The 21,235-nt window shown below is 49.5% G+C and carries 22 protein-coding genes and 1 riboswitch; of the genes, 15 read left to right on the forward strand and 7 right to left on the reverse strand.

What is annotated here, in order from left to right:
* From DBO31_RS01645 to dnaA, 7 genes are all read right to left on the reverse strand, one after another.
* The coding region (locus tag DBO31_RS01645) for a DNA gyrase subunit B (RefSeq protein ID WP_150824284.1) at positions 1 to 1,554 on the reverse strand (1,554 nt) is incomplete at its 3' end.
* 75 nt (positions 1,555 to 1,629) lie between these two features.
* Positions 1,630 to 1,875 carry an extracellular matrix regulator RemB gene (gene remB / locus DBO31_RS01650; RefSeq protein WP_059076222.1) on the reverse strand — a complete coding sequence of 82 codons (246 nt, stop codon included), beginning with the start codon at positions 1,873 to 1,875 and terminating at the stop codon, positions 1,630 to 1,632.
* Between the two features lie 2 nt (positions 1,876 to 1,877).
* The gene (locus tag DBO31_RS01655) at positions 1,878 to 2,756 is read right to left on the reverse strand and encodes a DUF721 domain-containing protein (RefSeq protein WP_059076223.1); all 879 of its coding nucleotides are present in this window, start codon (positions 2,754 to 2,756) and stop codon (positions 1,878 to 1,880) included.
* Entirely contained in the window at positions 2,749 to 3,837 is a 1,089-nt protein-coding gene (gene recF / locus DBO31_RS01660) for a DNA replication/repair protein RecF (RefSeq protein ID WP_059076224.1), read from the reverse strand. The genes DBO31_RS01655 and recF overlap by 8 nt, the downstream gene beginning before the upstream one ends.
* Positions 3,838 to 3,841: 4 nt before the next feature.
* On the reverse strand, positions 3,842 to 4,060 hold the full coding sequence (locus tag DBO31_RS01665) for an RNA-binding S4 domain-containing protein (protein WP_206084919.1): 219 nt from the start codon (positions 4,058 to 4,060) through the stop codon (positions 3,842 to 3,844).
* A complete protein-coding gene (gene dnaN, locus DBO31_RS01670; protein WP_059076225.1) occupies positions 4,057 to 5,172 on the reverse strand; it encodes a DNA polymerase III subunit beta in 1,116 nt (371 codons plus the stop codon). The genes DBO31_RS01665 and dnaN overlap by 4 nt, the downstream gene beginning before the upstream one ends.
* 221 nt (positions 5,173 to 5,393) lie before the next feature.
* Complete coding sequence (gene dnaA / locus DBO31_RS01675) at positions 5,394 to 7,004, reverse strand: chromosomal replication initiator protein DnaA (RefSeq protein ID WP_150824285.1); 1,611 nt, start codon at positions 7,002 to 7,004, stop codon at positions 5,394 to 5,396.
* A 430-nt stretch (positions 7,005 to 7,434) separates the two neighbouring features.
* Here dnaA and rpmH point away from each other — a divergent pair, with 430 nt between their 5' ends.
* From rpmH to DBO31_RS01750, 15 genes are all read left to right on the forward strand, one after another.
* Positions 7,435 to 7,569, forward strand: a complete 135-nt coding sequence (gene rpmH / locus DBO31_RS01680) for a 50S ribosomal protein L34 (protein WP_059076227.1) — start codon at positions 7,435 to 7,437, stop codon at positions 7,567 to 7,569.
* Between the two features lie 87 nt (positions 7,570 to 7,656).
* The gene (gene rnpA, locus DBO31_RS01685; protein ID WP_059076228.1) at positions 7,657 to 8,016 is read left to right on the forward strand and encodes a ribonuclease P protein component; all 360 of its coding nucleotides are present in this window, start codon (positions 7,657 to 7,659) and stop codon (positions 8,014 to 8,016) included.
* Positions 8,013 to 8,222, forward strand: a complete 210-nt coding sequence (gene yidD / locus DBO31_RS01690) for a membrane protein insertion efficiency factor YidD (RefSeq protein ID WP_059076229.1) — start codon at positions 8,013 to 8,015, stop codon at positions 8,220 to 8,222. Before rnpA ends, yidD begins: the two co-directional genes overlap by 4 nt.
* A gap of 68 nt (positions 8,223 to 8,290) precedes the next feature.
* The gene (locus DBO31_RS01695) at positions 8,291 to 8,977 is read left to right on the forward strand and encodes a YidC/Oxa1 family membrane protein insertase (protein WP_369814267.1); all 687 of its coding nucleotides are present in this window, start codon (positions 8,291 to 8,293) and stop codon (positions 8,975 to 8,977) included.
* Complete coding sequence (gene jag / locus DBO31_RS01700; RefSeq protein ID WP_059076230.1) at positions 8,974 to 9,825, forward strand: RNA-binding cell elongation regulator Jag/EloR; 852 nt, start codon at positions 8,974 to 8,976, stop codon at positions 9,823 to 9,825. The genes DBO31_RS01695 and jag overlap by 4 nt, the downstream gene beginning before the upstream one ends.
* A 127-nt stretch (positions 9,826 to 9,952) precedes the next feature.
* Positions 9,953 to 11,332 carry a tRNA uridine-5-carboxymethylaminomethyl(34) synthesis GTPase MnmE gene (gene mnmE, locus DBO31_RS01705; protein ID WP_059076231.1) on the forward strand — a complete coding sequence of 460 codons (1,380 nt, stop codon included), beginning with the start codon at positions 9,953 to 9,955 and terminating at the stop codon, positions 11,330 to 11,332.
* A gap of 41 nt (positions 11,333 to 11,373) precedes the next feature.
* Entirely contained in the window at positions 11,374 to 13,260 is a 1,887-nt protein-coding gene (mnmG, locus tag DBO31_RS01710; RefSeq protein WP_059076232.1) for a tRNA uridine-5-carboxymethylaminomethyl(34) synthesis enzyme MnmG, read from the forward strand.
* A complete protein-coding gene (gene rsmG, locus DBO31_RS01715) occupies positions 13,247 to 13,960 on the forward strand; it encodes a 16S rRNA (guanine(527)-N(7))-methyltransferase RsmG (RefSeq protein ID WP_150824286.1) in 714 nt (237 codons plus the stop codon). The genes mnmG and rsmG overlap by 14 nt, the downstream gene beginning before the upstream one ends.
* Positions 13,961 to 13,986: 26 nt before the next feature.
* Positions 13,987 to 15,039, forward strand: a complete 1,053-nt coding sequence (locus DBO31_RS01720; RefSeq protein ID WP_150824287.1) for a D-alanyl-D-alanine carboxypeptidase family protein — start codon at positions 13,987 to 13,989, stop codon at positions 15,037 to 15,039.
* A gap of 59 nt (positions 15,040 to 15,098) precedes the next feature.
* Positions 15,099 to 15,185: riboswitch (ZMP/ZTP riboswitch) on the forward strand.
* A gap of 79 nt (positions 15,186 to 15,264) precedes the next feature.
* Positions 15,265 to 16,551 (forward strand): OFA family MFS transporter, encoded by a 1,287-nt coding sequence (locus DBO31_RS01725; protein ID WP_059076235.1) that lies wholly within the window; start codon positions 15,265 to 15,267, stop codon positions 16,549 to 16,551.
* Between the two features lie 236 nt (positions 16,552 to 16,787).
* Positions 16,788 to 17,552, forward strand: a complete 765-nt coding sequence (locus DBO31_RS01730; protein WP_150824288.1) for a DeoR/GlpR family DNA-binding transcription regulator — start codon at positions 16,788 to 16,790, stop codon at positions 17,550 to 17,552.
* A complete protein-coding gene (gene pfkB, locus DBO31_RS01735) occupies positions 17,549 to 18,454 on the forward strand; it encodes a 1-phosphofructokinase (protein ID WP_059076237.1) in 906 nt (301 codons plus the stop codon). The genes DBO31_RS01730 and pfkB overlap by 4 nt, the downstream gene beginning before the upstream one ends.
* 35 nt (positions 18,455 to 18,489) lie before the next feature.
* Positions 18,490 to 20,463 (forward strand): fructose-specific PTS transporter subunit EIIC, encoded by a 1,974-nt coding sequence (locus DBO31_RS01740; protein WP_150824289.1) that lies wholly within the window; start codon positions 18,490 to 18,492, stop codon positions 20,461 to 20,463.
* Between the two features lie 66 nt (positions 20,464 to 20,529).
* A complete protein-coding gene (locus tag DBO31_RS01745; protein ID WP_059076238.1) occupies positions 20,530 to 20,787 on the forward strand; it encodes an HPr family phosphocarrier protein in 258 nt (85 codons plus the stop codon).
* Positions 20,788 to 20,849: 62 nt separating this feature from the next.
* On the forward strand, positions 20,850 to 21,235 hold a 386-nt coding region (locus tag DBO31_RS01750), incomplete at its 3' end, for a phosphoenolpyruvate-utilizing N-terminal domain-containing protein (protein WP_304466338.1).

The following is a 21,235-nucleotide window of genomic DNA, read 5'->3' on the forward strand; positions in this document are numbered from 1 at the left end:
GAAAAATGTCAGAAGCAGTGTACGGATGTGGGCACCATCGACATCGGCATCGGTCATGATGATGATTTTATCGTACCGGCGCTTGGTAATATCGAATTCTTCGCCAATACCCGTTCCAAAAGCAGTAATCATAGACCGGATTTCATCATTGGCCAGTATCTTATCGAGCCTTGCCTTTTCCACATTGATAATTTTGCCACGGAGCGGCAGGATAGCCTGGAAACGGCGATCCCGGCCCTGCTTTGCACTGCCGCCGGCAGAATCACCTTCGACCAGATAAATTTCCGTCTGATCCGGATTCTTTTCCGAGCAATCGGCTAACTTGCCGGGAAGACTACTGATTTCCAATGCATTCTTGCGCCGTGTCAGTTCCCGTGCCCGGCGTGCAGCCTGACGGGCCCTCGATGCAGAAATCGTCTTATTGATGATATTTTTAGCTTCTGCAGGATGTTCTTCCAGATATTCCCGCAGTCCGTCTGATACGATGTTATCAACAATCCCCTTGACTTCACTGTTGCCCAGTTTCGTCTTAGTCTGTCCTTCAAACTGCGGTTCCCGCACTTTGACACTGATGACCGCCGTGAGACCTTCCCGGACATCGTCTCCGGACAGATTATCTTCATTATCCTTGATGAGTCCGGCCTGCCGGCCATAATCGTTGATCGTACGTGTCAGACCGGAACGGAATCCTGAAAGATGAGTTCCCCCTTCTTCAGTAAAGATGTCATTGACAAAGCTCAAGATATTTTCACTGTACCCGTCATTATACTGCATGGCGATATCGACAATGACTTTATTCTTTTCACCATCAATCTGGACAACGGTCGGATTAACAGCCGTACGGTTTTCGTTCAGGAATTCTACGAACGAGACCAGCCCGCCTTCATAGCAGTATACTTCCTGTTTTCCGTCACCGCGTTTATCCGTCAGGGTAATATGCAATCCCTTATTGAGGAAGGCCAGTTCCCGCAGACGTGTTTTAAGCGTATCAAAATCATAGACCGTATCAGGGAATATCTCCTTATCCGGTTTAAATGTGACGTGGGTACCTGTTTCTTCACCGGGGCGCAAGGGACGCACTTTCATCAGCGGCTGGTCGGTCACGCCACGCTTAAAGGAAATAGTATACAAATATCCATCCCGTTTGACTTCCACGCGGGTCCATTCACTCAATGCATTGACAACACTGATGCCGACACCATGAAGCCCACCGGAAATAGGATAACCGTCTCCGCCAAATTTGCCACCGGCATGGAGCACAGTCAGAACGACTTCGACAGCCGGTTTCCCCACTTTATGCATAGCAACGGGAATACCACGGCCATTGTCAATGACGCTGATGCTATTGTCTTCCCCGATTTCCACTTCGATATGTGTGCAATAACCGGCCAATGCTTCATCAATACTATTATCTACCACTTCATATACGAGATGGTGCAGTCCACGCAGACTCGTACTGCCGATATACATACCCGGCCGTTTGCGTACGGCTTCCAGCCCTTCCAGGACCTGGATTTGTTCCGCACCATACTTTATTTTCTTGTCTTCCGACATGCAATGCTCCTCCTCTTCTGTCCTCCTGTGACGATACAGGACCTGTAACATCTTATTATACCAGATTTCAGCCGTTCAATCCACACTAAACAGCTCTTCATACCGTTTGACCAGCGTAGAAAGAGACAGGGGTGAACCATACACAGCATCTTCCGTGACTACATATGTACCAATCTTTTCTGTACTATTTCCCACATATTCATACGGTTTATAGTACTGCATGAGCGGATTGGCTTTACTGGCACGGCTGGGATGAGCCTTGAACAGGGCGACGAGACGGCGTACATCGATCATCCGGTTTCCGCCGATATGAAGATACATAATCACTCCTTCTTTCTATAACGGTTAGCCAGGTTGCGGACATAATCATCGGTTAGTTCCACCGGCGTTTTCCTCGTGATGAACAAAGCCAGGAATAAATCATCTTCCGGTGTATCGCTATCGTAGTGGATCCGTTCAATGAGCTTATAAATACAGTCCCGCCGTACTTCATTGTACAGTTCTACGTACAGCCGGTCACTGCGTACGGCTCCTATCTCATGAACGAACTGATCCAGTGACAGCCATGGCATCTGGATCAACAGGTCGTGTACCAGCTTTTTCTTGTGCTGCCTGTCTTCGAGACGGCACAGGAGACATATCGTTTCTCCTTTTGCCAGCCAGCGGCCACAGCGCGGGCAATGGCGGAAGCCTTCGGCTTCCATGGACAGGCGCCGTTTTTCCTGGGCAAAGCGCAGGGCTGCCATCTTTCCGCGGATGCGTTCCGGCAGGTGGCATGTTTCCTGCCTCACCATCTGCACATAATCATCGGATAAGACCACATCACGGATACGGCCCCGGGGATAATCTGACTCCTCTTCTCCTTCAAGGGTTTCATACACGACCGGGGCCGGCTTTTTTCCACTGCGTACAAACCGCACCGACTGGACGAAATCTTCACCGATATAATCGTTAAGTTTCTTTTGTATTTCCTGACTGTACATAAAAAGCTGATTCATCCACACAGGGTTGAGAACGCCTATTATTACGCAATTTTTATCTACGTCTTTAATATAAGAATATTTCGCAATTTGTTTACCTATAATCTGAGGCCAGTCCCGCTTTGCCTGAAAAAAGCGGAACGGTGTAAGCAGTTTATTTTCTTTGAGGACAGCCGGTATAGAAAGTCCGGCTTTTCCCATTTCATGGGTCCGCTTAACCATTGGCAGCCACCCTGCCTTGTTCAATACAGATAAAAGAACAATCAGCAACAGACCGGAACATATCCGGTTCCGTCGTCGTGATAAATGTCTGGATACGTCCTTTAACAAAGGATAATAACGCCTGACGGCGCTGACTATCCAGTTCACTCATGACATCATCCAAAAGAAGTACCGGATATTCCCCTGTTTCCGATTTCATATATTCCAGTTCGGACAGCTTCAATGCCAGAACAGCCGTGCGCTGCTGTCCCTGGGAGCCATATTTCTTTAAGTTGGCTCCGGCAATGGAAAATTCCAAATCGTCCCGGTGGGGCCCGACCGATGTAGACATGCGGTACCGGTCCTGTTCCAGATGGGACTGCAGCATATCATAATACCACTGAGCATCCTTTTCCCTACCGTCACCATAAGGCTGCACATAGTCAATGTCCAGTCCTTCCCCTCCGCTGAGGCGCTTGTGGGTAATCCGGGCCAGAAGGCGGATTTTATGCAGGGCCTGAAGGCGGCGCTGTACGATATCGGCTGCCAGGCTGGCAATCTGGCGGTCCCACTCTTCCAGGGACTGGACCTTTTCATACTTCATTCGCTTAAGCAGCAGATTCCTCTGGGCAACAGCCCGGTGATACCGGAGAAGAGTCTGACAGTACACCGGACTGACCTGTGATAATTCACGATCGAGAAACCGGCGGCGAAGAGCCGGTCCCGCCTTGATAAGCTGCAAATCTTCTGGTGAAAACAGGACCTCATTTAACGTACCGATCAGCTCTCTGCGCGACACTCTCGTCTTATTGACCCATAGTTCTTTCTTTGCTTCTTTGGAAAGAATCATTTTAATCTGCTGTATGACACCGCTGCGGCTGAAATTAAGGATCAGACTTGCCGTCTGCTGCTTCCATTGGATGAGGTCCGCATCGGCAAGTCCCCGGTACGATTTACCAATACTTGCCATATACAGCGCTTCCAGGAGATTCGTTTTTCCCTGGCCGTTTTTTCCGTGCAGCACGACAATCGATGGTGGAAATGTCACTCGTTCATCATCATAATTGCGGAAATGCAGCAGGCGGATATCATGAATCAGCATAGTTTTATTCCCCAATAAGTTTATACGTACCGATACCCTTTATCTCAACGATGTCACCGGAATGGAGCTGCTTCCGCTTGGCCTGGCATAATGCGCCATTGACAAAAATCCTCTTTTCATCCAGAAGCGGACGGATCTGTCCTCCGCTTTCTATGACATCAGCCCATTTTAAGAATTGGTCTAACTGTATCATATTAGTTTTAATTTCGATATTTTTTATCATTTTGCCCTCATTGGTGTAACGACAAATACACAATTCTGTTCATCTTTATCTTGTACCAGCATCGGACTACTTGTCTTCAGCTGGAGTACAATTTCTTCACTATGGCAGTGTTTCAGGATATCCAGGACAAATTTTCCATTAAAAGCGATGCGGATGGGTTCGCCTTTAATCTGGCAGGAAACACTGTCTTCAATCGTGCCGTAATCGGGATGCTGGCTGGTCAGGCTGATCTGTCCGTCCTGAATAGCAAAATTAATGACATTATACTGGGCATCTTTTGCCACGATAGAAGCGCGTTCGACGGCTGCCGTAAATTCCTGGCGGTTCAGCGTCACCGTACTGGTAAACTGTGTCGGGATAACCCGGCGGTAATTTGGGAATTCTCCTTCAATCAACCGGGTACGGATAAAGATATTGCCAAACCGGACAGTCATAAAATTGCGAAGCGCTACAATCTGTACATCCTGCGGTATATCCGTCGGCAGCTGACGGGCAATTTCCATGAGCAGCCGGCTCGGAATGACGGCTTTGAAAGGCTGTTCGACCGGCTGGGCCAGTTCGGCTGATTTGAGAGCCAGGCGATGAGTGTCTGTAGCCACCATATTGAGAGTCGTCCCGCTTACATCGATATGTGTACCGGTGAAAATAGGACGGGCCGTATCGGTAGAACAGGCATATGATGTATGGTCGATGAGGTCTTTCAGAGTAATACTGTCTGTCGTGAAAGAAGAAGTACCATTTTCAACAATGTCTACTTCATTAAAATCATCCGGATTGATTGTCAGGCATTCAAATTTCAGTTTTCCGCCTTTTAACAGGAGCTGGGTATCTCCATCTTCTTTGATCATCTCGATTTCATCACCAGGCAGACGGCGTGTCAGTTCGATGAGAAATGGATTAGCAATAAATACTTCGCCTGGTTCTTCAATGATGCCCGGTACTTCCGTACGGATTCCCATATCGTAATCATTGGCCTGGAATTCGATCATATCGCCGATGGCTTTGATGAGCAGGCCATTTTCATAAGAAATGTTATTACTTTTATCCTGGGCGATTTTTTGTACGGACTGGAGTCCTTTGTTGAGGTCTTCTTTTTTGAATCTGAGTTTCATGGTTGTCCCCTTTTCTATGATGGTGAGGTTAATTGAAAAATGAGTTAAAATCGTAGTAATAGTCATAGGCGCTGTGAAATTGTGCATAAGTCCTGTGAAAGCCTTATTTTATGCTATCCACAGATGTGTATAACTTGTGGATAAACAGGATTTTTCCATCCACAAATCCACTGTTTTCCGGAAGATGTGGATAAACGGATTTTTTTCCACATTTTTTCCGCTCATTTGTCCACGCTCATGATGCGCGTCTTTAATTGTTCTATCATGGTGCGAAAATTTTTATCTTTTTCCATTGCCTTGGCAACTTTATCACAGGCATGCATAACTGTAGAATGGTCTCTGCCATTGAATGCCGTTCCTATATGAGGATACGTGTTTTCCGTCAGTTCCCGGCAGAGATACATGGCTATCTGGCGGGGAAAAGCAATCGACTTGGTTTTCTTCTTGCTCATCAGGTCTTCATATTTTACTTTATAGAACTGACAAACGGCTTTTGTGATTTCATCAATGGTAATATATTTTTTCTTGTCACTGGCCTGTACTAAATCTTGTAATGCCCGCTGGGCTATGTCGAGCGTAACCGGTGAATGTTCCTCTGCAGCCTGTAGCGTGACGCGGACAAAAGCTCCTTCCAGTTCACGGATATTTTCACTGACATTAGCAGCGATGAAATTGATGGCATCATTCTGGAATTCAATGTGTTCAGACTGGGAACGGCGGCGGAGAATGGCTGTCCTCATTTCCAGATCCGGTGGCGTTATGCGGGCGACGGCGCTGGCCTGAAATCGGGAACGGAGCCTGTTTTCCAGTTTTTTCAGATTTTGTGGTGGCCGGTCGCTGGTGAATACCATTTGTTTGTGATCCTGGTATAACTTATTAAAAGTATGGAAAAATTCTTCCTGTGTATGTTCTTTATTTTCCAGGAACTGTATATCATCGACGAGGAGTACATCGACGTTGCGATACCGCTGTCGGAAGCTTTCCGGATTTTTATCCTGGATAGACTGGATGAGCTCATTGGCAAAGTCTTCGCTGGTAATGCAGCGCAAACTCATGTTAGGGAAATTTTCCCGGATTTTATGACCGATGGCGTGCATTAGATGAGTTTTTCCCAGTCCGGAATCGCCATAAATAAAGAAAGGATTGTATTTTTGGGCCGGTGCACCAGCTACGGACAATGCGACGGCGTTAGCCATACGGTTGCTGTTGCCAACGATGAACGTATCGAACGTATAGTTGCTGTTCAGTCCGTCAGAAACGGGAACCTGTGCGGCCGGGGCCGGTTCTGGTTTTTCTGCTGCTGGCGGTGGCGTGATATCTTTGGCTGAGCGGATTTCTGGAAGAGAAATACTTTCGTATTCATACGTATCAGGATTTTCCGTATCTACCGGTTCCAGTGTCGTTTGTGCCCATTCGGGTTCATCATATTCCTGGTTTTCCCGGATCGTGTCTTCTTCCAGTACTTTAAAAGACGAAGCTGGTGCTGCAGATACCGTTTTTTCCGGATGATATGCTGCAGGTGTTGAAGACGCCGATGATGGTGCTGCCGGAGATACAGACGGGTCGGGGGTCGTTTCCCCTCCCGTGCTGTAGATAAGGCGTACCTGTGTAGGACGGCCTGTTACATGGCTGGCTGCCGTTTCCAGGAGATCTGTATATTTTTTGCTGATGAAAGAACAGACGAAACGACTCGTCGTATCCAGTGTCAGGACATCGTTTTCATACATACAGGGAATCAGAGCTGCTTCAAACCAGTTGTCGTAAATTTGCGGGGATACCTGAGGCCGTATATCGGTCAGTATACCGATCCAGAGTTCAGTCAGGTCTATCATGTCATGCATTCCTTTCCAATCGGGTGATGTGTGGATATGTTCATAAAAGATTGTGGATAAAGTGGATAAAATAGGCTGAAAAAAGCGGAAAGCCGATAAATATCGAGTTTCCGACCTATTAAATTATCCACAATCTGTGGATAAACTGTGTATAACTTGGTGAATATTTGTATGAAGACCACATCTGTATTGTACATCAAAAGTAAGTTGTGCACAAATAGAAGTTAGAAATTGGTTATATATATGTTAGGCTTTGATTATATTTAATAAAGCATCTATATACTCCGTCTATATCTCTGCTTTTTTGGATAACCCAGTCTTTTCAAATTTTTCCAATAAACAATTGACATCGGCAGGGGGATTGTCTATAATTACACTGTTATGGTGTAAATTCAATATACGTTGTATCGATAAGAAGGAGGTGTCTATCTTGAAACAGACATATCAGCCGAATGTATTGTGGAAGAAAAGAACTCATGGCTTCCGTGAAAGAATGAAGACTAAAGGTGGCCGTATGGTTTTGAAAAAACGCCGCATGAAAGGCAGAAAGAAGCTTTCTGCTTAATTTTTACGAGATGAACAGAAAAGTTCCTGGAAGGAATTTTTCTGTTCTTCTGCCATTTTTAGGAATTACAAGCTTAGGAACTATACGATGTACGAGTTAAACAAAGAGAAGAGGCTGTGCAAAAACCGGGAATACCAGCTCGTATACCGCCATGGCAGATCTGTTGTCAACCGCCTGGCCGTATTGTATGTACTGCCCCGTTCTCCCAAACAGCCAACCCGTATCGGTTTTGTAACTGGCAAAAAAATCGGTTGTGCCGTAGAACGCAACCGGTGCCGCCGGCTGATGAAGGAAGTATACCGCCTCCATCAATACGAGCTGAAAGACGGTTATGATCTGGTACTGATTGGGCGCGGCTATTTAAAACAGGTTGGATATCAAGAAGCTGAGCGGAGCATCCTGCAATTGTTCCGCCGGGCGAACGTATGGAAGAAGCGATGTGAATGAAATCCTTATTCATATTCCTGATACGTTTTTATCAGATGTGCATATCTCCGCTGCATCTGCCGTGCTGCCGTTTTTATCCTACATGTTCTGCTTATGCCATTGAAGCGTTGCAGAAGTACGGCGCACTGAAAGGGAGTTATTTAGCAATCAGGCGCATTTTAAAATGCCATCCCTTTCATGAAGGCGGATATGATCCTGTACCCTAGGTATCAGGCAGATGAAATGAAGGCTGTCTGATTTTTTCATTTTTAATCTTCGACAGGAGTTGAGAGTATTGAGTTTTTTTAGCGGAATCATGGACGTGCTGTCTGGCATTATGTCCGTTTTTCTCGATTACTGCTACCAGTTTACCCATATGGTCGGGTATCCGAGTTATGGCATTGCCATCATTTTGCTGACGGTTATCATCAAGCTGATACTGGCGCCTCTGACGGCTAAACAAATCCGTTCTATGGAAGGCATGCAGAAAATTCAGCCGAAAGTCAAGGAATTACAGAAAAAGTATAAGGGCGACCAAAGAAAAATGCAGATGGCCCTGCAGAAATTGTATAAAGAAGAAAAAGTCAGTCCGTTTTCAGGCTGTCTGCCTATCCTTATCCAGATGCCGTTCCTTATTTCCATATTTTATGCCCTTCGTGAATATCCCTATGATGAAGCATACAAGAGTTTTCTCTGGATGCCCAGTCTCGGCGATGCCGATCCTACTTATATTCTGCCTATTCTTTCAGCTATCTCCACTTTTGCTATCCAGAAACAGATGAGCGGTGCCCAGGTAGCGATGAATGAAGCCCAGGCTAAACAGCAGAAAATCATGCAGATTGTCATGCCTCTTTTCATTGGCTGGATCAGCATCAGTTTCCCCAGTGGCCTTGTCATTTACTGGGTTGTATCCAACGTATTCCAGTGGCTGCAGCAGATCATCATGTTCCGCGGCAAAAAGAAAGGAGCTGCTAACGCATGAATCATGTAGAAGCGACAGGAAAAACGATAGAAGATGCTGTCCGTTCCGGTCTGGTACAGCTGGGACTGACCCGTGATGAAGTGACGGTAGAAGTGCTGGCCGAACCGAAAAGCGGCTTTCTCGGCATTGGCAGTAAGCCTGCCGTCGTCCGCGTGACAGCCAAAGAAGAAGCAGAACACGTGCTGCAGCGGCAGCAGGAAGATGTGCGCAAGGCAGAAGAAGCAGAAAAACAGACCGCCGCTACGGAAACAAAAGCAGTGGCAGAACCACAGTCTGCGTCTGAACCAGCTGCTGATCCGGCCGAACCGGAAACAGCTAGTCCTGCCGATGACGGGGAAGATTCCGTAACAGATTCTCCTGCAGAAGAATCAGCAGATTCCGTAGAAGATTTTACCGCTGAAGAAGCGGCTGCCAAAGCACGGGAATTTCTCCAGGAAGTCCTGAAGAATATGGGCATGCAGGTCATGATTGAAAAAATGATCAAGCCGGACAAAATTATCCTTCATCTCCATGGAAAAAATCTCGGTATCCTCATTGGCAAACATGGACAGACGCTGGATGCACTCCAGTATCTTACCAATCTGACAACCAATCAGGGAAAAGAAACGCGGCATTTCATCATGCTCGACGTCGAAAATTACCGCCACCGCCGGGAAGAAACGCTGAAGCAGCTGGCTTTGCGCCTTTCTGGACGGGTGAAAAAGAAAGGTGATAAAGTCGTCCTGGAACCGATGAACGGCTATGAACGGAAAATTATCCACGTAGCACTTCAGGACGCCGAACATGTCCGTACGGAAAGTGAAGGTCAGGATCCGTACCGTCATGTCGTCATTTATTACGCTGAATAAGGCTAACGGAGCAAGTGACCAGTGGTCAGTGTCAGTTGGTTAGTGAATCTTTCACGGACCGCTGGTATCTGGCCATTTTTGTTATCTGACCGGTCCGCCTGTAGTCCTGTCAGAAAGGAGTGTTTGTATGTACGATACGGCAGATACCATTGCGGCGATTACGACACCGCTGGGAGAAAGCGGCATCGGTGCAATCCGTATCAGCGGACCCGATGCCTATGCTGTAGGAGATAAAATATTTAAAAGTAAATCGGCAGTTCCCCTGAAGGAACGCCGTGATCGTTCTATTCAGTACGGGACTATTGTCGATGAAAATGGGACCTGTATCGATGAAGTCCTGGCCCTTATCATGAAAGGCCCTCACTCCTATACGGCAGAAGACGTATTGGAAATCCAGTGCCATGGCGGCCGGGAAGCATTGGAATCTATCTTGCAGCTCATATTGCGCAGTGGTGCCCGCATGGCCAATCCCGGTGAATTTACGGAACGGGCCTTTGTCAATGGCCGTATCGACCTGGCCCAGGCTGAGGCCGTCATGGATGTGATTCAGGCTAAAAGCAGGGCCGGTCTCACCAGTGCTGTAAGCCAGCTGGAGGGCCGACTCTCCAAGGTCATTAATAAGACCCGCAAAGAACTGACCGAGCTGGTGACGCGGCTGGAAGTCATGATTGATTATCCGGAAGAAGATCTGGAAGATATTGCTGTGCCGGACGTATCCGGTGCTTTGCAGGAAATGCAGGAAAAACTGCAGCATATGCTGGAAGAATCCCAGAACGGGCGCATGATCCGCGACGGCGTCATGGCCGCTATTGCCGGTACGCCCAATGCCGGTAAGTCGAGTCTCCTGAACCGTCTTCTTCAGGAAGAACGGGCCATCGTTACGGACGTGCCGGGTACGACACGGGATGTATTGGAAGAATGGATTACCCTGCGCGGCGTTCCCGTATGCCTCGTCGATACAGCCGGTATCAGGGAAACGGATGATACGGTCGAAAAAATTGGCGTCAGCCGGGCCCGTCGGTATCTGGACCAGGCAGACATCATCCTGGCTGTCATAGATGGTTCCCGTCCCCTTACGGATGAAGACAAAGATATCCTCCAGTCTGCGGCAGATAAAAATGTCATTATTGTCCTAAATAAGACGGATCTGCCGTCTGTCATGACCAGCCAGGACCTGAGCACCTATGGCTTCCCAATCTGCCCCATTTCGGCCAGTACCGGGGACGGTCTGGAAGAGTTGAAGGACAGACTCCTGCAGGAAGTGCTGAAAGGCGGCTTTACCGATGGCCCCAGCGCTCTTCTGACCAATACCCGCCATATAGAACTGGTACGGCAGAGTGCAGAAGCTCTGGAACGGGCACGGCAGTCGTTGCAGGATGGAATGCCTCTGGATTGTGCTGTCATCGATATCCGTCAGGCGTGGGATACGCTGGGCTCGATTACAGGCGATACGGTTCACGATGATATTGTTGAAGAAATATTCAGCCGGTTCTGTCTGGGTAAATGATAAATAGATTGCAAATGTATTGCGAAAGGGAAGGAAATTCCATGTATGTAGTAGATACGTATGATGTTATCGTCATCGGTGCCGGCCATGCCGGCTGTGAAGCAGCCCTTGCCAGTGCCCGTCTGGGTGCCAGAACCTTGATGGCGACATTGAATCTTGATAATATTGCTCTTATGCCCTGTAATCCTGCTGTAGGAGGGCCGGGAAAGAGCCACCTCGTACGGGAAATCGATGCCCTGGGTGGCCAGATGGGAATCAATACGGACCTGACGTGCCTGCAGATGCGTATGCTCAATACGGGCAAGGGGCCAGCCGTATATTCCCTGCGTGCCCAGTCAGATAAAAAACTGTATCAGATGACCATGACAAAAACACTGGAAAATCAGGATCATCTCGATGTCAAGCAGCTCATGATTACGGACCTCCTTACAAAAGACGGAAAAGTAACCGGCGTACAGACCGAACTGGGGGAAGTCTATGGCGCATCCTGTGTCATCCTGGCGACCGGGACATATCTGAAAGGTAAAATCATCATCGGCGAATGCACCTATTCCGGAGGTCCTATCGGCCAGCGCTCGGCAGAAGATCTGTCCGGGTCGCTGATAAAAGCAGGGTTGAAACTCATGCGTTTCAAGACGGGGACACCAGCCCGGGTAGACCGGCGTACGCTTCGTACGGATGAAATGGCTGTGCAGGAAGGTGATACGGATGGTCATGCCTTTTCGTTCCTGTCAGAACGGAAAAACCGGAATAAAGAATGCTGCTGGCTGACGTTTACCAACGAAAAAACGCACAAAATTATCCGCGATAATCTTGACCGGGCACCCATGTGCAATGGCATCATACAAGGTATCGGTCCCCGGTACTGCCCTTCCATTGAATCAAAAATCGTCCGCTTCGCCGATAAAAAGCGGCATCAGCTCTTTATCGAACCAGAAGGACAATCTACGGAAGAAATGTACGTCCAGGGCATGAGTACCAGTATGCCTATCGATGTCCAATACGAATTCCTGCGCACCATTCCCGGGCTGGAAGATGTGAAAATCATGCGGCCCGGATATGCCATTGAATATGACTGCCTCGACCCGTTGCAGCTGACACCGTCCCTGGAAACGAAAAAAGTGAGCGGCCTGTTTTCTGCCGGCCAGTCCAATGGTACCAGCGGCTATGAAGAAGCAGCAGCCCAGGGCCTGATTGCCGGTATCAATGCTGCCCGCAAGGTGCAGGGAAAAAATCCTTTTATCCTTACCCGTTCGGAAGCGTATATTGGCGTACTCATTGACGATTTGGTTACGAAAGGAACGCAGGAACCATATCGCATGATGACCAGCCGCAGTGAATACCGCCTCGTCCTCCGTCAGGATAATGCCGATCTGCGTCTGACCCAGAAAGGCTATGATATCGGTCTGGTCAGTCAGGAACGGTACGACGTATTTTGTGCCAAAAAGAAAGCTATTGCTGATGGCATCGCCGCTTTGCGATCCATTTCCATTACACCGAGCAAAGCGATGGCGGAAAAACTGGATGCTCTCGGCACGGCTCCGGTCCATACGGGCATAACGGCCTATGAATTACTGCGCCGTCAGGATCTGTCGTATGACAAACTGTGCCAGACTTTTGATCTGCCCGAACTGGATGCCGATGTCAAAGAAGAAATCGAAATCATGATCAAGTACGAAGGATATATTGGCCGCCAGATGGAACAAGTAGAAAAAATGAACCGTCTGGAACAAAAACTCATGCCGGACGACATTGTGTATGCCGATATTGATACGCTGTCCGGTGAAGCGCGGCAGAAACTTGATGAAATCCGGCCCCGGTCTCTTGGGCAGGCCAGCCGTATTTCCGGCGTTTCTCCGGCAGATATTACGGCCCTTCTCATTTATCTGGAACAGTATCAGCGGGAGGGCGGCCATGTTTCAAAATGACCTCATCCATGCTATGGAAGCTATGGGACTTGTACTGGAAGACTATCAGATACGACAGTTCTGCCGGTTTGAAGAACTGCTCCTGGAAACGAATAAAGTCATGAATCTGACAGCCATTACCGATCCGGGTGAAGTAGCAGTCAAACACATGGCTGACAGCTTGTCCTGTTATGATGAAAGGTATTTTCCAAAGGATGCCTCCCTGCTGGATCTCGGTACGGGTGCCGGTTTTCCCGGTATTCCCCTGGCTATTTTCCGGCCGGATCTTACGGTGACTTTTTTTGATTCCCTGCAGAAGCGATTGAACTTCCTGAATGAAGTATGCCGGGAAACGGGCCTCCGGAAGGTGGCGTTCCTTCACGGGCGGGCTGAAGAAATGGCCCATCAGGAAGCATACCGGGAACAGTTTGATCTGGTGACCAGCCGGGCGGTGGCCCGCCTTTCCATTCTCTGTGAATGGGCGCTGCCTTACGTGCGGAAAAATGGCTTATTCATTGCTCTTAAAGGAGCGCAATATGAGGAAGAAATCAAAGAGGCTTCCAATGCCCTGCGCATATTGGGAGGGACACTGGAAGAAGTCCGCCCGGTAACGCTTCCCGGGCTTTCCGATAAACGGGCGGTCCTCTATATCCGCAAGAGTGGCACGAGTCCGGCTAAATACCCGCGCAAACCCAAAATGGCGGCAAAACATCCATTATAAAATAAAAACTTCAGGAGAAAGGGTGTATGATTATGTCTTTGAAAACGTCTATAGCTGTCGTCCTGGCAGCCTGCTTTACGATGTTCAGTGCATCGGCACTGGCAGAAGAACCGCAGATCGATGCTCAGTCAGCCTGCGTCATCGATTCTGCGACGGGCAATGAACTGTATGCCAAAAATGCAGATCAGCGCATGTATCCTGGCGGTACGACTATGATGATGACCAGCATCCTTGGCGTCGAATCGGGAAAACTCGATACGGTCATGACCGTATCCGATGCATCCCAGCAGCTGGCCGGCGATGTGAGCCGTCTCGGCATTTATCCCGGTGACAAGGTGACGTTGCGCAATGCCCTGACGGGCATGATGACGGTCGGGGGCTGTGATGTGGCATATGATGCGGCTGTTACGGTTTCGCCGTCTCTGGACAGCTTTGTTCAGTCTATGAATGAAAAAGCGGCATCTATTGGGGCCATTCATACGCACTTCACCAATCCGGCCGGACTTCCTGATGAAAATCATTATTCTACGGCGAGAGACCTGGCAAAAATTGGCGCCTATGCCATGAAATCAGCCGATTTCCGGGGACTCGTCAATCATGCTTCCTTTGACATGCCCTATGCAGACAGTGGTACGAAGCATTGCGAAACGACGAATGAATTTCTCACCAGCGGTTTTGCGGGAGCTGACGGCATCAAGACCGGTGCGACTAACGATGGCGGCCCTTGTCTGGTAGCTTCTGCTACGCGTAATGGTCATACCCTGGTTGCGTCCATCCTCAACAGCGGTGACCGTGCTGGTGATGCGGCAGCTCTCCTGACCTATGGCTTTGAACGCCTGTCGGCCCCGGCAGCTGCTGTAAAGAATGTAACGACGGCAACGACGGCGACAGCTGCCGAAAAAGCAGCGGTTACCGCTTCCCAGGCTGTAACACAGACTGGCCGTGCATCTAATGCACCGGCTGATGCCGATGAAGCCTATGTCCTGCGCGATGCGCCGGCAGGACAGACCTTATCCCAGATAGCAGCCCAGCAGAAACAGGCGGCCCGGATTGCTGCGGAAAATCAGAATGAAAAATAAGACAGGCTCCCTATTGACAGACAGATGTTTCCTGATATAATGAAAGAACATCAAGAAAATATGCGATGCAGGCCTGACGGAATCAAGTGGAATAACCACGTGGACTGTATCGTTTAGAAAAAGCGCCGACCGTCTGGGCAAAGATATGAAAATATGCTTTGGCCAGCCGGCCGGTGCTTTTTTTGCACTCTCTTTGCCGGCCGACCGCAAAGGAGAGATGGATTCATGAAAAAGAACCGTTGGCTTATTGCGTTGTCTGCTATGGGCATCCACATCTGCATTGGCAGTGTCTATGCCTGGAGTGTCCTTACCCGTCCTATCATGCAGGCTATGGGATTTTCTCTCAAAGATACGACGTGGACCTTTTCCCTGGCTATTTTGTTTTTAGGACTGTCTGCTGGTTTTCTCGGCAGCTTCGTCCAGAAAATCGGACCCCGTAAGTCGGGTCTGCTGGCCATGACCTTTTTCTGCAGTGGCATGTTCGGCACGGCTGCAGCGTTATATTTCCACAGCCTGCCTCTGTTATATCTCTTCTACGGAGTCATTGGCGGTATTGGTCTGGGAACAGGTTACATCACTCCCGTTTCGACACTGGTCAAATGGTTCCCGGACAACCGTGGCTTTGCGACGGGCCTGGCTATCATGGGATTTGGTTTTGCCAGTATGATTGCCGGTCCGGTCATGCAGCTTTTGGTCCAGCATCTGGGCCTGATTCCCAATTTTCTCATCCTGGGCACGGTATATATGGTCATCATGACGGCTTCTTCTCTGTATCTGGCTCCACCCAAACCGGGAGAAGTCCCCGTTTCCGATGCGGCTCTTCGCAAAGCCGGTTCCCGCCATACGCCGGTCTATGCCGATGCCATGCCTCAGTTTAGCGTAAAAAAGGCGATGAAGACGTGGCAGCTCTATACTATCTGGTGGCTCTTCTTTACCAATATTACCTGCGGCATTGCTCTTCTGGCTGTCGCCTCTCCTATGGCTCAGGAAGTCGTCGGCATGTCGCCGATGGCAGCGGCTTCGATGGTCGGCATCATCGGATTCATGAACGGCGCCGGCCGTATTGCCTGGGCTACTGTTTCCGATTACCTGGGCCGTTCTATGACCTATGTCCTGTTCTTTACTATTGAAATCCTGGCATTCTGGCAGCTGTCCCATGTCACGGGAGCTTTCAGTTTCCAGATACTCGTCCTGCTCATCATTACCTGTTATGGTGGCGGTTTCTCCTGCATGCCGGCCTACCTTTCCGATCTTTTTGGGACGCGGGAACTGAGTGCCATCCACGGCCGGATCCTGACGGCCTGGGGAGCTGCTGGCGTTGCTGGTCCCCTGGTCCTGTCGCTCATTAAGGAAACGACCAACAGTTATGCCATTACACTGCAGTTCTTCTCTGGCTGTTTCGTACTGGCTCTGGCCATTATGCTCTTCCTCAAATACAAGACGCGTCATGGTATTGTTACCAGCGACAATGCTGTAGCAGCCAGTGTACAGAAAGAACACAGCATGCAGTAACAGATGTAAATTTTTCAAATAGTTTTTATAAAGGCGAAAAGCATATCAGAAAACGGTTGTCACATGAAATAGTTGCTTCGTGTGGCAGCCGTTTTTTCTATTACCTTCTAGTATAAATGAACGGAAATGATTGCTATTTCAATATAATGATTGAACGTGATTGAAAATGAATGAAAATGTTTGTATAATACGGGGTATAAAAAGTAATTCTGATTGTACAGAGGTAGGTGATATATGTGCTGACAGAAGAACGACAAGATGAGATGGTACGGCTGGTAACGGCCGGCGGTTCTGTTTCCGTAAAGGAACTGGTTGATTATTTTCAGGTTTCTGAAGCGACGGTGCGGCGTGATTTGTCGGTCCTGCACCGGGACGGCCGGCTTCGCCGTGTTCATGGCGGGGCAACGGCACTGCCTTCTGAAGAAGGGGTGTATGAAGCCAATATGGAAGAACTGGAACATAAGTATTCTCTCCATATGACGGAAAAACGGCGCATAGCCCAGTATGCTGCTTCCTGCGTGACTGATAGCGATTTTGTGTATCTTGATGCGGGATCGACGGTGGAACAGATGGCAGATTTTCTGACAGGGTCAGGGGCATCCTTTCTGACCAACAGCCTGCCCCTGGCACAAAAACTGGCCCGGAATGGCATATCTGTCCATATGCTGCCAGGCCATGTAAGGGGAACGACTGCATCCGTCGTCGGCAGTGAACTCCTTCAGGCACTGGCGCAGTATCATTTTACCTATGGCTTTTTTGGTACCAATGGTATCAGCCTGGAAGAAGGTTGTACGACGCCGGACGCAGAAGAAGCTGCTGCCAAAGCCGCGGCCTTTTCCCAGTGCCGGCGGGCCTATATACTGGCGGATGGCAGCAAGTTCGGCCTGGCTTCCCATATTACATTTGCGCCTCTTACAGGCGTGTCAGTCATAACGGCACGGAGCAGCCGGGATGTCGATTTTGCTCCTTATAAGAAATTGACGGAGGTGCATGTGCTTTGATTTATACCGTTACCTTTAATCCTTCTCTGGATTATGTCGTTCACATGAAAAAATTTGCCGCTGGTGCCATTAACCGGGCCGAAAAGGAAACGATTTATCCCGGTGGCAAGGGCATCAACGTAGCGCTTGTCCTGGGAAATCTCCACATACCGGCACGGATGCTGGGTTTTATGGCCGGATTTACGGGGCAGGAAATTGAACGGCTCTGTGAAGAAAACGGAGGCGATTGTGATTTCATCCGTCTGGACAAGGGGTATTCCCGTATCAATATGAAAATCAGTGCGGAAGAAGAAACGGCTGTCAACGGAATGGGGCCGGTTATTCCGAAGGATAAACTGAAACAGCTCATGAAACAAATTGAAGCTCTGGATGAAGGAGACACGCTGGTACTGGCCGGCAGCATTCCTTCTACTCTTCCGGGCGATATGTATGAACAAATCCTGAAACGCATGGAATTTCGCCATATCCGCACGGTTGTCGATGCCACCGGTGACTTGCTGCGCAACGTCATTGCCTACCGGCCGTTTCTCATCAAGCCCAATCAGGATGAATTGGGTGAACTCTTCAGTGTTGTCCTGCACAGGGATGAAGAAATCATCATGTGTGCCAAACGGCTCCAGACCATGGGAGCACGCAATGTCCTCGTTTCTCTCGGCGGTGACGGGGCTCTGCTTCTCGGTGAAGATGGAAAGATCTACCGCCGTCCGTCTCCCCAGGGCCGGCTGGTGAATTCCGTCGGTGCCGGTGACAGCATGGTAGCCGGTTTCCTGGCTGGTTTTGAAGCATCTGGCGGCAGTCTGGAAGAAGCGCTGAAATGGGGGATTGCTGCCGGCAGTGCTACAGCGTTCCAGGACTGGCTTGCTGGCGAAAAGGAAATAAAGAAATTGTATAAAACACTGTGACCGATGTGCGTTTTCTGGAAAGCGAGGAAAATTCCGTGCGTATTGCAGACTTATTAAAAAAAGAAAGTATTGATTTGCAGGCCCGGGCTGCTGATAAAGCCGGGGCTATCGATCATCTCGTGGGACTGATGGAAAAGGGCGGTCATCTGAAAGATACGGCAGCCTACAAGGCCTGTGTCCTTGCCCGGGAAGAAGAAGGCAGTACGGGAATCGGTGAAGGCATAGCGATTCCCCACGCCAAGACCGACGCCGTAGCGACGCCAGGCCTGGCGTCGATGATTGTCCGTCAGGGCGTCGATTACGAAAGCCTCGATGATGAACCGGCCTATTTGTTCTTCATGATTGCAGCCCCTGCCGGTGGTGCCAATATTCATCTGGAAGTTCTGAGCCGCCTTTCCCGGATGCTCATGGATGATGATTTCCGGGAAAAACTGATGCAGGCTGCATCGGCTGATGAATACCTGCAGATCATCACCGATGCCGAAACGGCCCAGCTGGCTGAAGACGCAGCTGAAGCGGCGGCTGAAGAAACTGCTGTAGACGGCAATGCCGTATCCGATGATGTGACAGATACGGAAACGCAATCTGCCGCACCAGATGCCGGACGCCCTTATGTCATCGGCGTTACGGCCTGCCCGACCGGCATTGCCCATACCTATATGGCAGCGGAAGCACTGGAACAGAAGGCTGCTGAAATGGGTGTCGATATCAAGATTGAAACGAACGGTTCCGGCGGTGTCAAGCATCACCTGACGGCGGATGATATCCGCCGTGCTGCCGGTGTCATCGTCGCTGCCGATAAAGACGTACCGGTGGAACGGTTTGATGGCAAACGCGTCCTCTTCGTCAAAGTGGCGGCAGGAATCAAAGAGCCGCAGGCTCTCATCCGGCAGGTCCTGGACGGAACACCGCCTGTATTCCATGGTACGGCTTCTGAGTCGGAAGCGGTAACAGAGGCGGAAAGCGGCGAAAGTACAGGCCGTCAGATATATAAGCATCTGATGAACGGCGTATCCCACATGCTGCCCTTCGTCATTGGCGGCGGGATTCTCATTGCCCTGGCATTTCTTTTCGATATGGGTAATGCCGGTACGGCCCAGTTTGGTACAGGAACTCCTCTTTCGGCATTCCTGAAAAACGTCGGCGGACTGGCATTCAGTATGATGATGCCTATCCTGGCCGGTTATATTGCTGCCAGTATCGGTGAACGGCCGGCTCTCATGCCGGGTATCGTCGGCGGCTTCCTGGCGACGACTGGTGGTTCTGGTTTCTTCGGGGCCCTCTTTGCCGGATTTATTGCCGGGTATCTCATCATCCTGCTGAAAAAAAAATTTTCCCATCTTCCCCAGGCGTTGGAAGGGACTAAGCCGATTCTCATCTACCCCGTACTGGGACTGGTCCTCATCGGCCTTATCATGACGTATATCATTAATCCTCCGACATCGGTGTTCAATCACTGGCTGGCAGATACGCTCTCATCTATGACGACATCCAGCCGCATCATCCTAGGCCTTGTCCTGGGTGGTATGATGTCAATCGATTTCGGCGGTCCTATCAATAAAGCGGCGTATGTTTTTGGTACGGCATCCCTTATGGACGCATCTGGTGCGGCCGTCAGCTCGGGCATCATGGCATCGGTCATGATCGGTGGCATGGTGCCACCCATTGCGATTTCCCTTTCCATGCTGCTCTTCAAGAAAAAATTTACGCCGAAAGAACGGCAGTCTACGATTACCAACTTTATCATGGGACTGTCCTTCATTACAGAAGGAGCTATTCCCTTTGCCGCGTCGGATCCGCTGCACATTATTCCGCCCTGCGCTATCGGATCTGCTGCAGCTGGTGCCCTTTCCATGCTTTTCGGATGTACCGTACCGGCACCGCACGGTGGCATCTTTGTCTTCGGCGTCGTCACCAACTGGCCTATGTATTTTGCATCTTTGGCAGCCGGCGCTGTCATTGCAGCCGTCATCATGGGGATTATCCGCAAAAAACGCCCCCAGTCGTAACGGTTGCCATACTAATGAACATAGAGTAAACTAAACCATAGGATTTCATACAGAGGAGGAATTATCATGAAAGAATTTACTTACACCATTACCGATCCCCAGGGTATCCATGCCCGCCCGGCAGGACTGCTGGTTAAAGAAGCCAAGAAATATGCCTCGTCCCTGACGATTGCCAAAGGCAGTAAAAAAGGCGATCTGAAGAAAATCTTCACCGTCATGGGTCTGGGTGTCAAACAGGGTGAAAGCATAACAGTTCAGGCAGATGGTGCCGATGAAGAAGCAGCAGCTTCTGCTATGGAAACATTTTTCAAAGAAAATTTCTAATGTATGAGGCGGGGAGGACTGCATGGGCAATCCTCCCTTGCCATAACCGGGAGGTGTAAGTCATGCTGACCCTTAAAGGAAAAAGCGTAAGTTCCGGCATCACCATCGGACTGCTGGCACTATTTCACCGCAATACGATTTCTACAGCCGTCCGGCCTATTGACGATGCCGAGGCGGAAGTCAGCCGCTTTCAGGCGGCCCGCGCTGCGTCAATCAGCCAGCTCCAGTCTCTGTATGAAAAGGCCGTAGAAAAAATTGGCGAAGAACAGGCTGCCGTGTTTGAAGTGCATCAGATGATGCTCGATGATGACGATTATGTCGATGATATCGTATCCCAGATACGGGATGAAAAACTCAACGCCGAAGCAGCCGTAGAACATACAGCACAGAACTTCGCTGCCATGTTCCGCGGGATGGATGATGCTTATATGCAGGCCCGTGCTGCCGA

Origin of the sequence: Megasphaera sp. DJF_B143 (genome assembly GCF_900320625.1) — a bacterium.
Taxonomy (GTDB): Bacteria; Bacillota; Negativicutes; order Veillonellales; family Megasphaeraceae; genus Megasphaera; species Megasphaera hexanoica.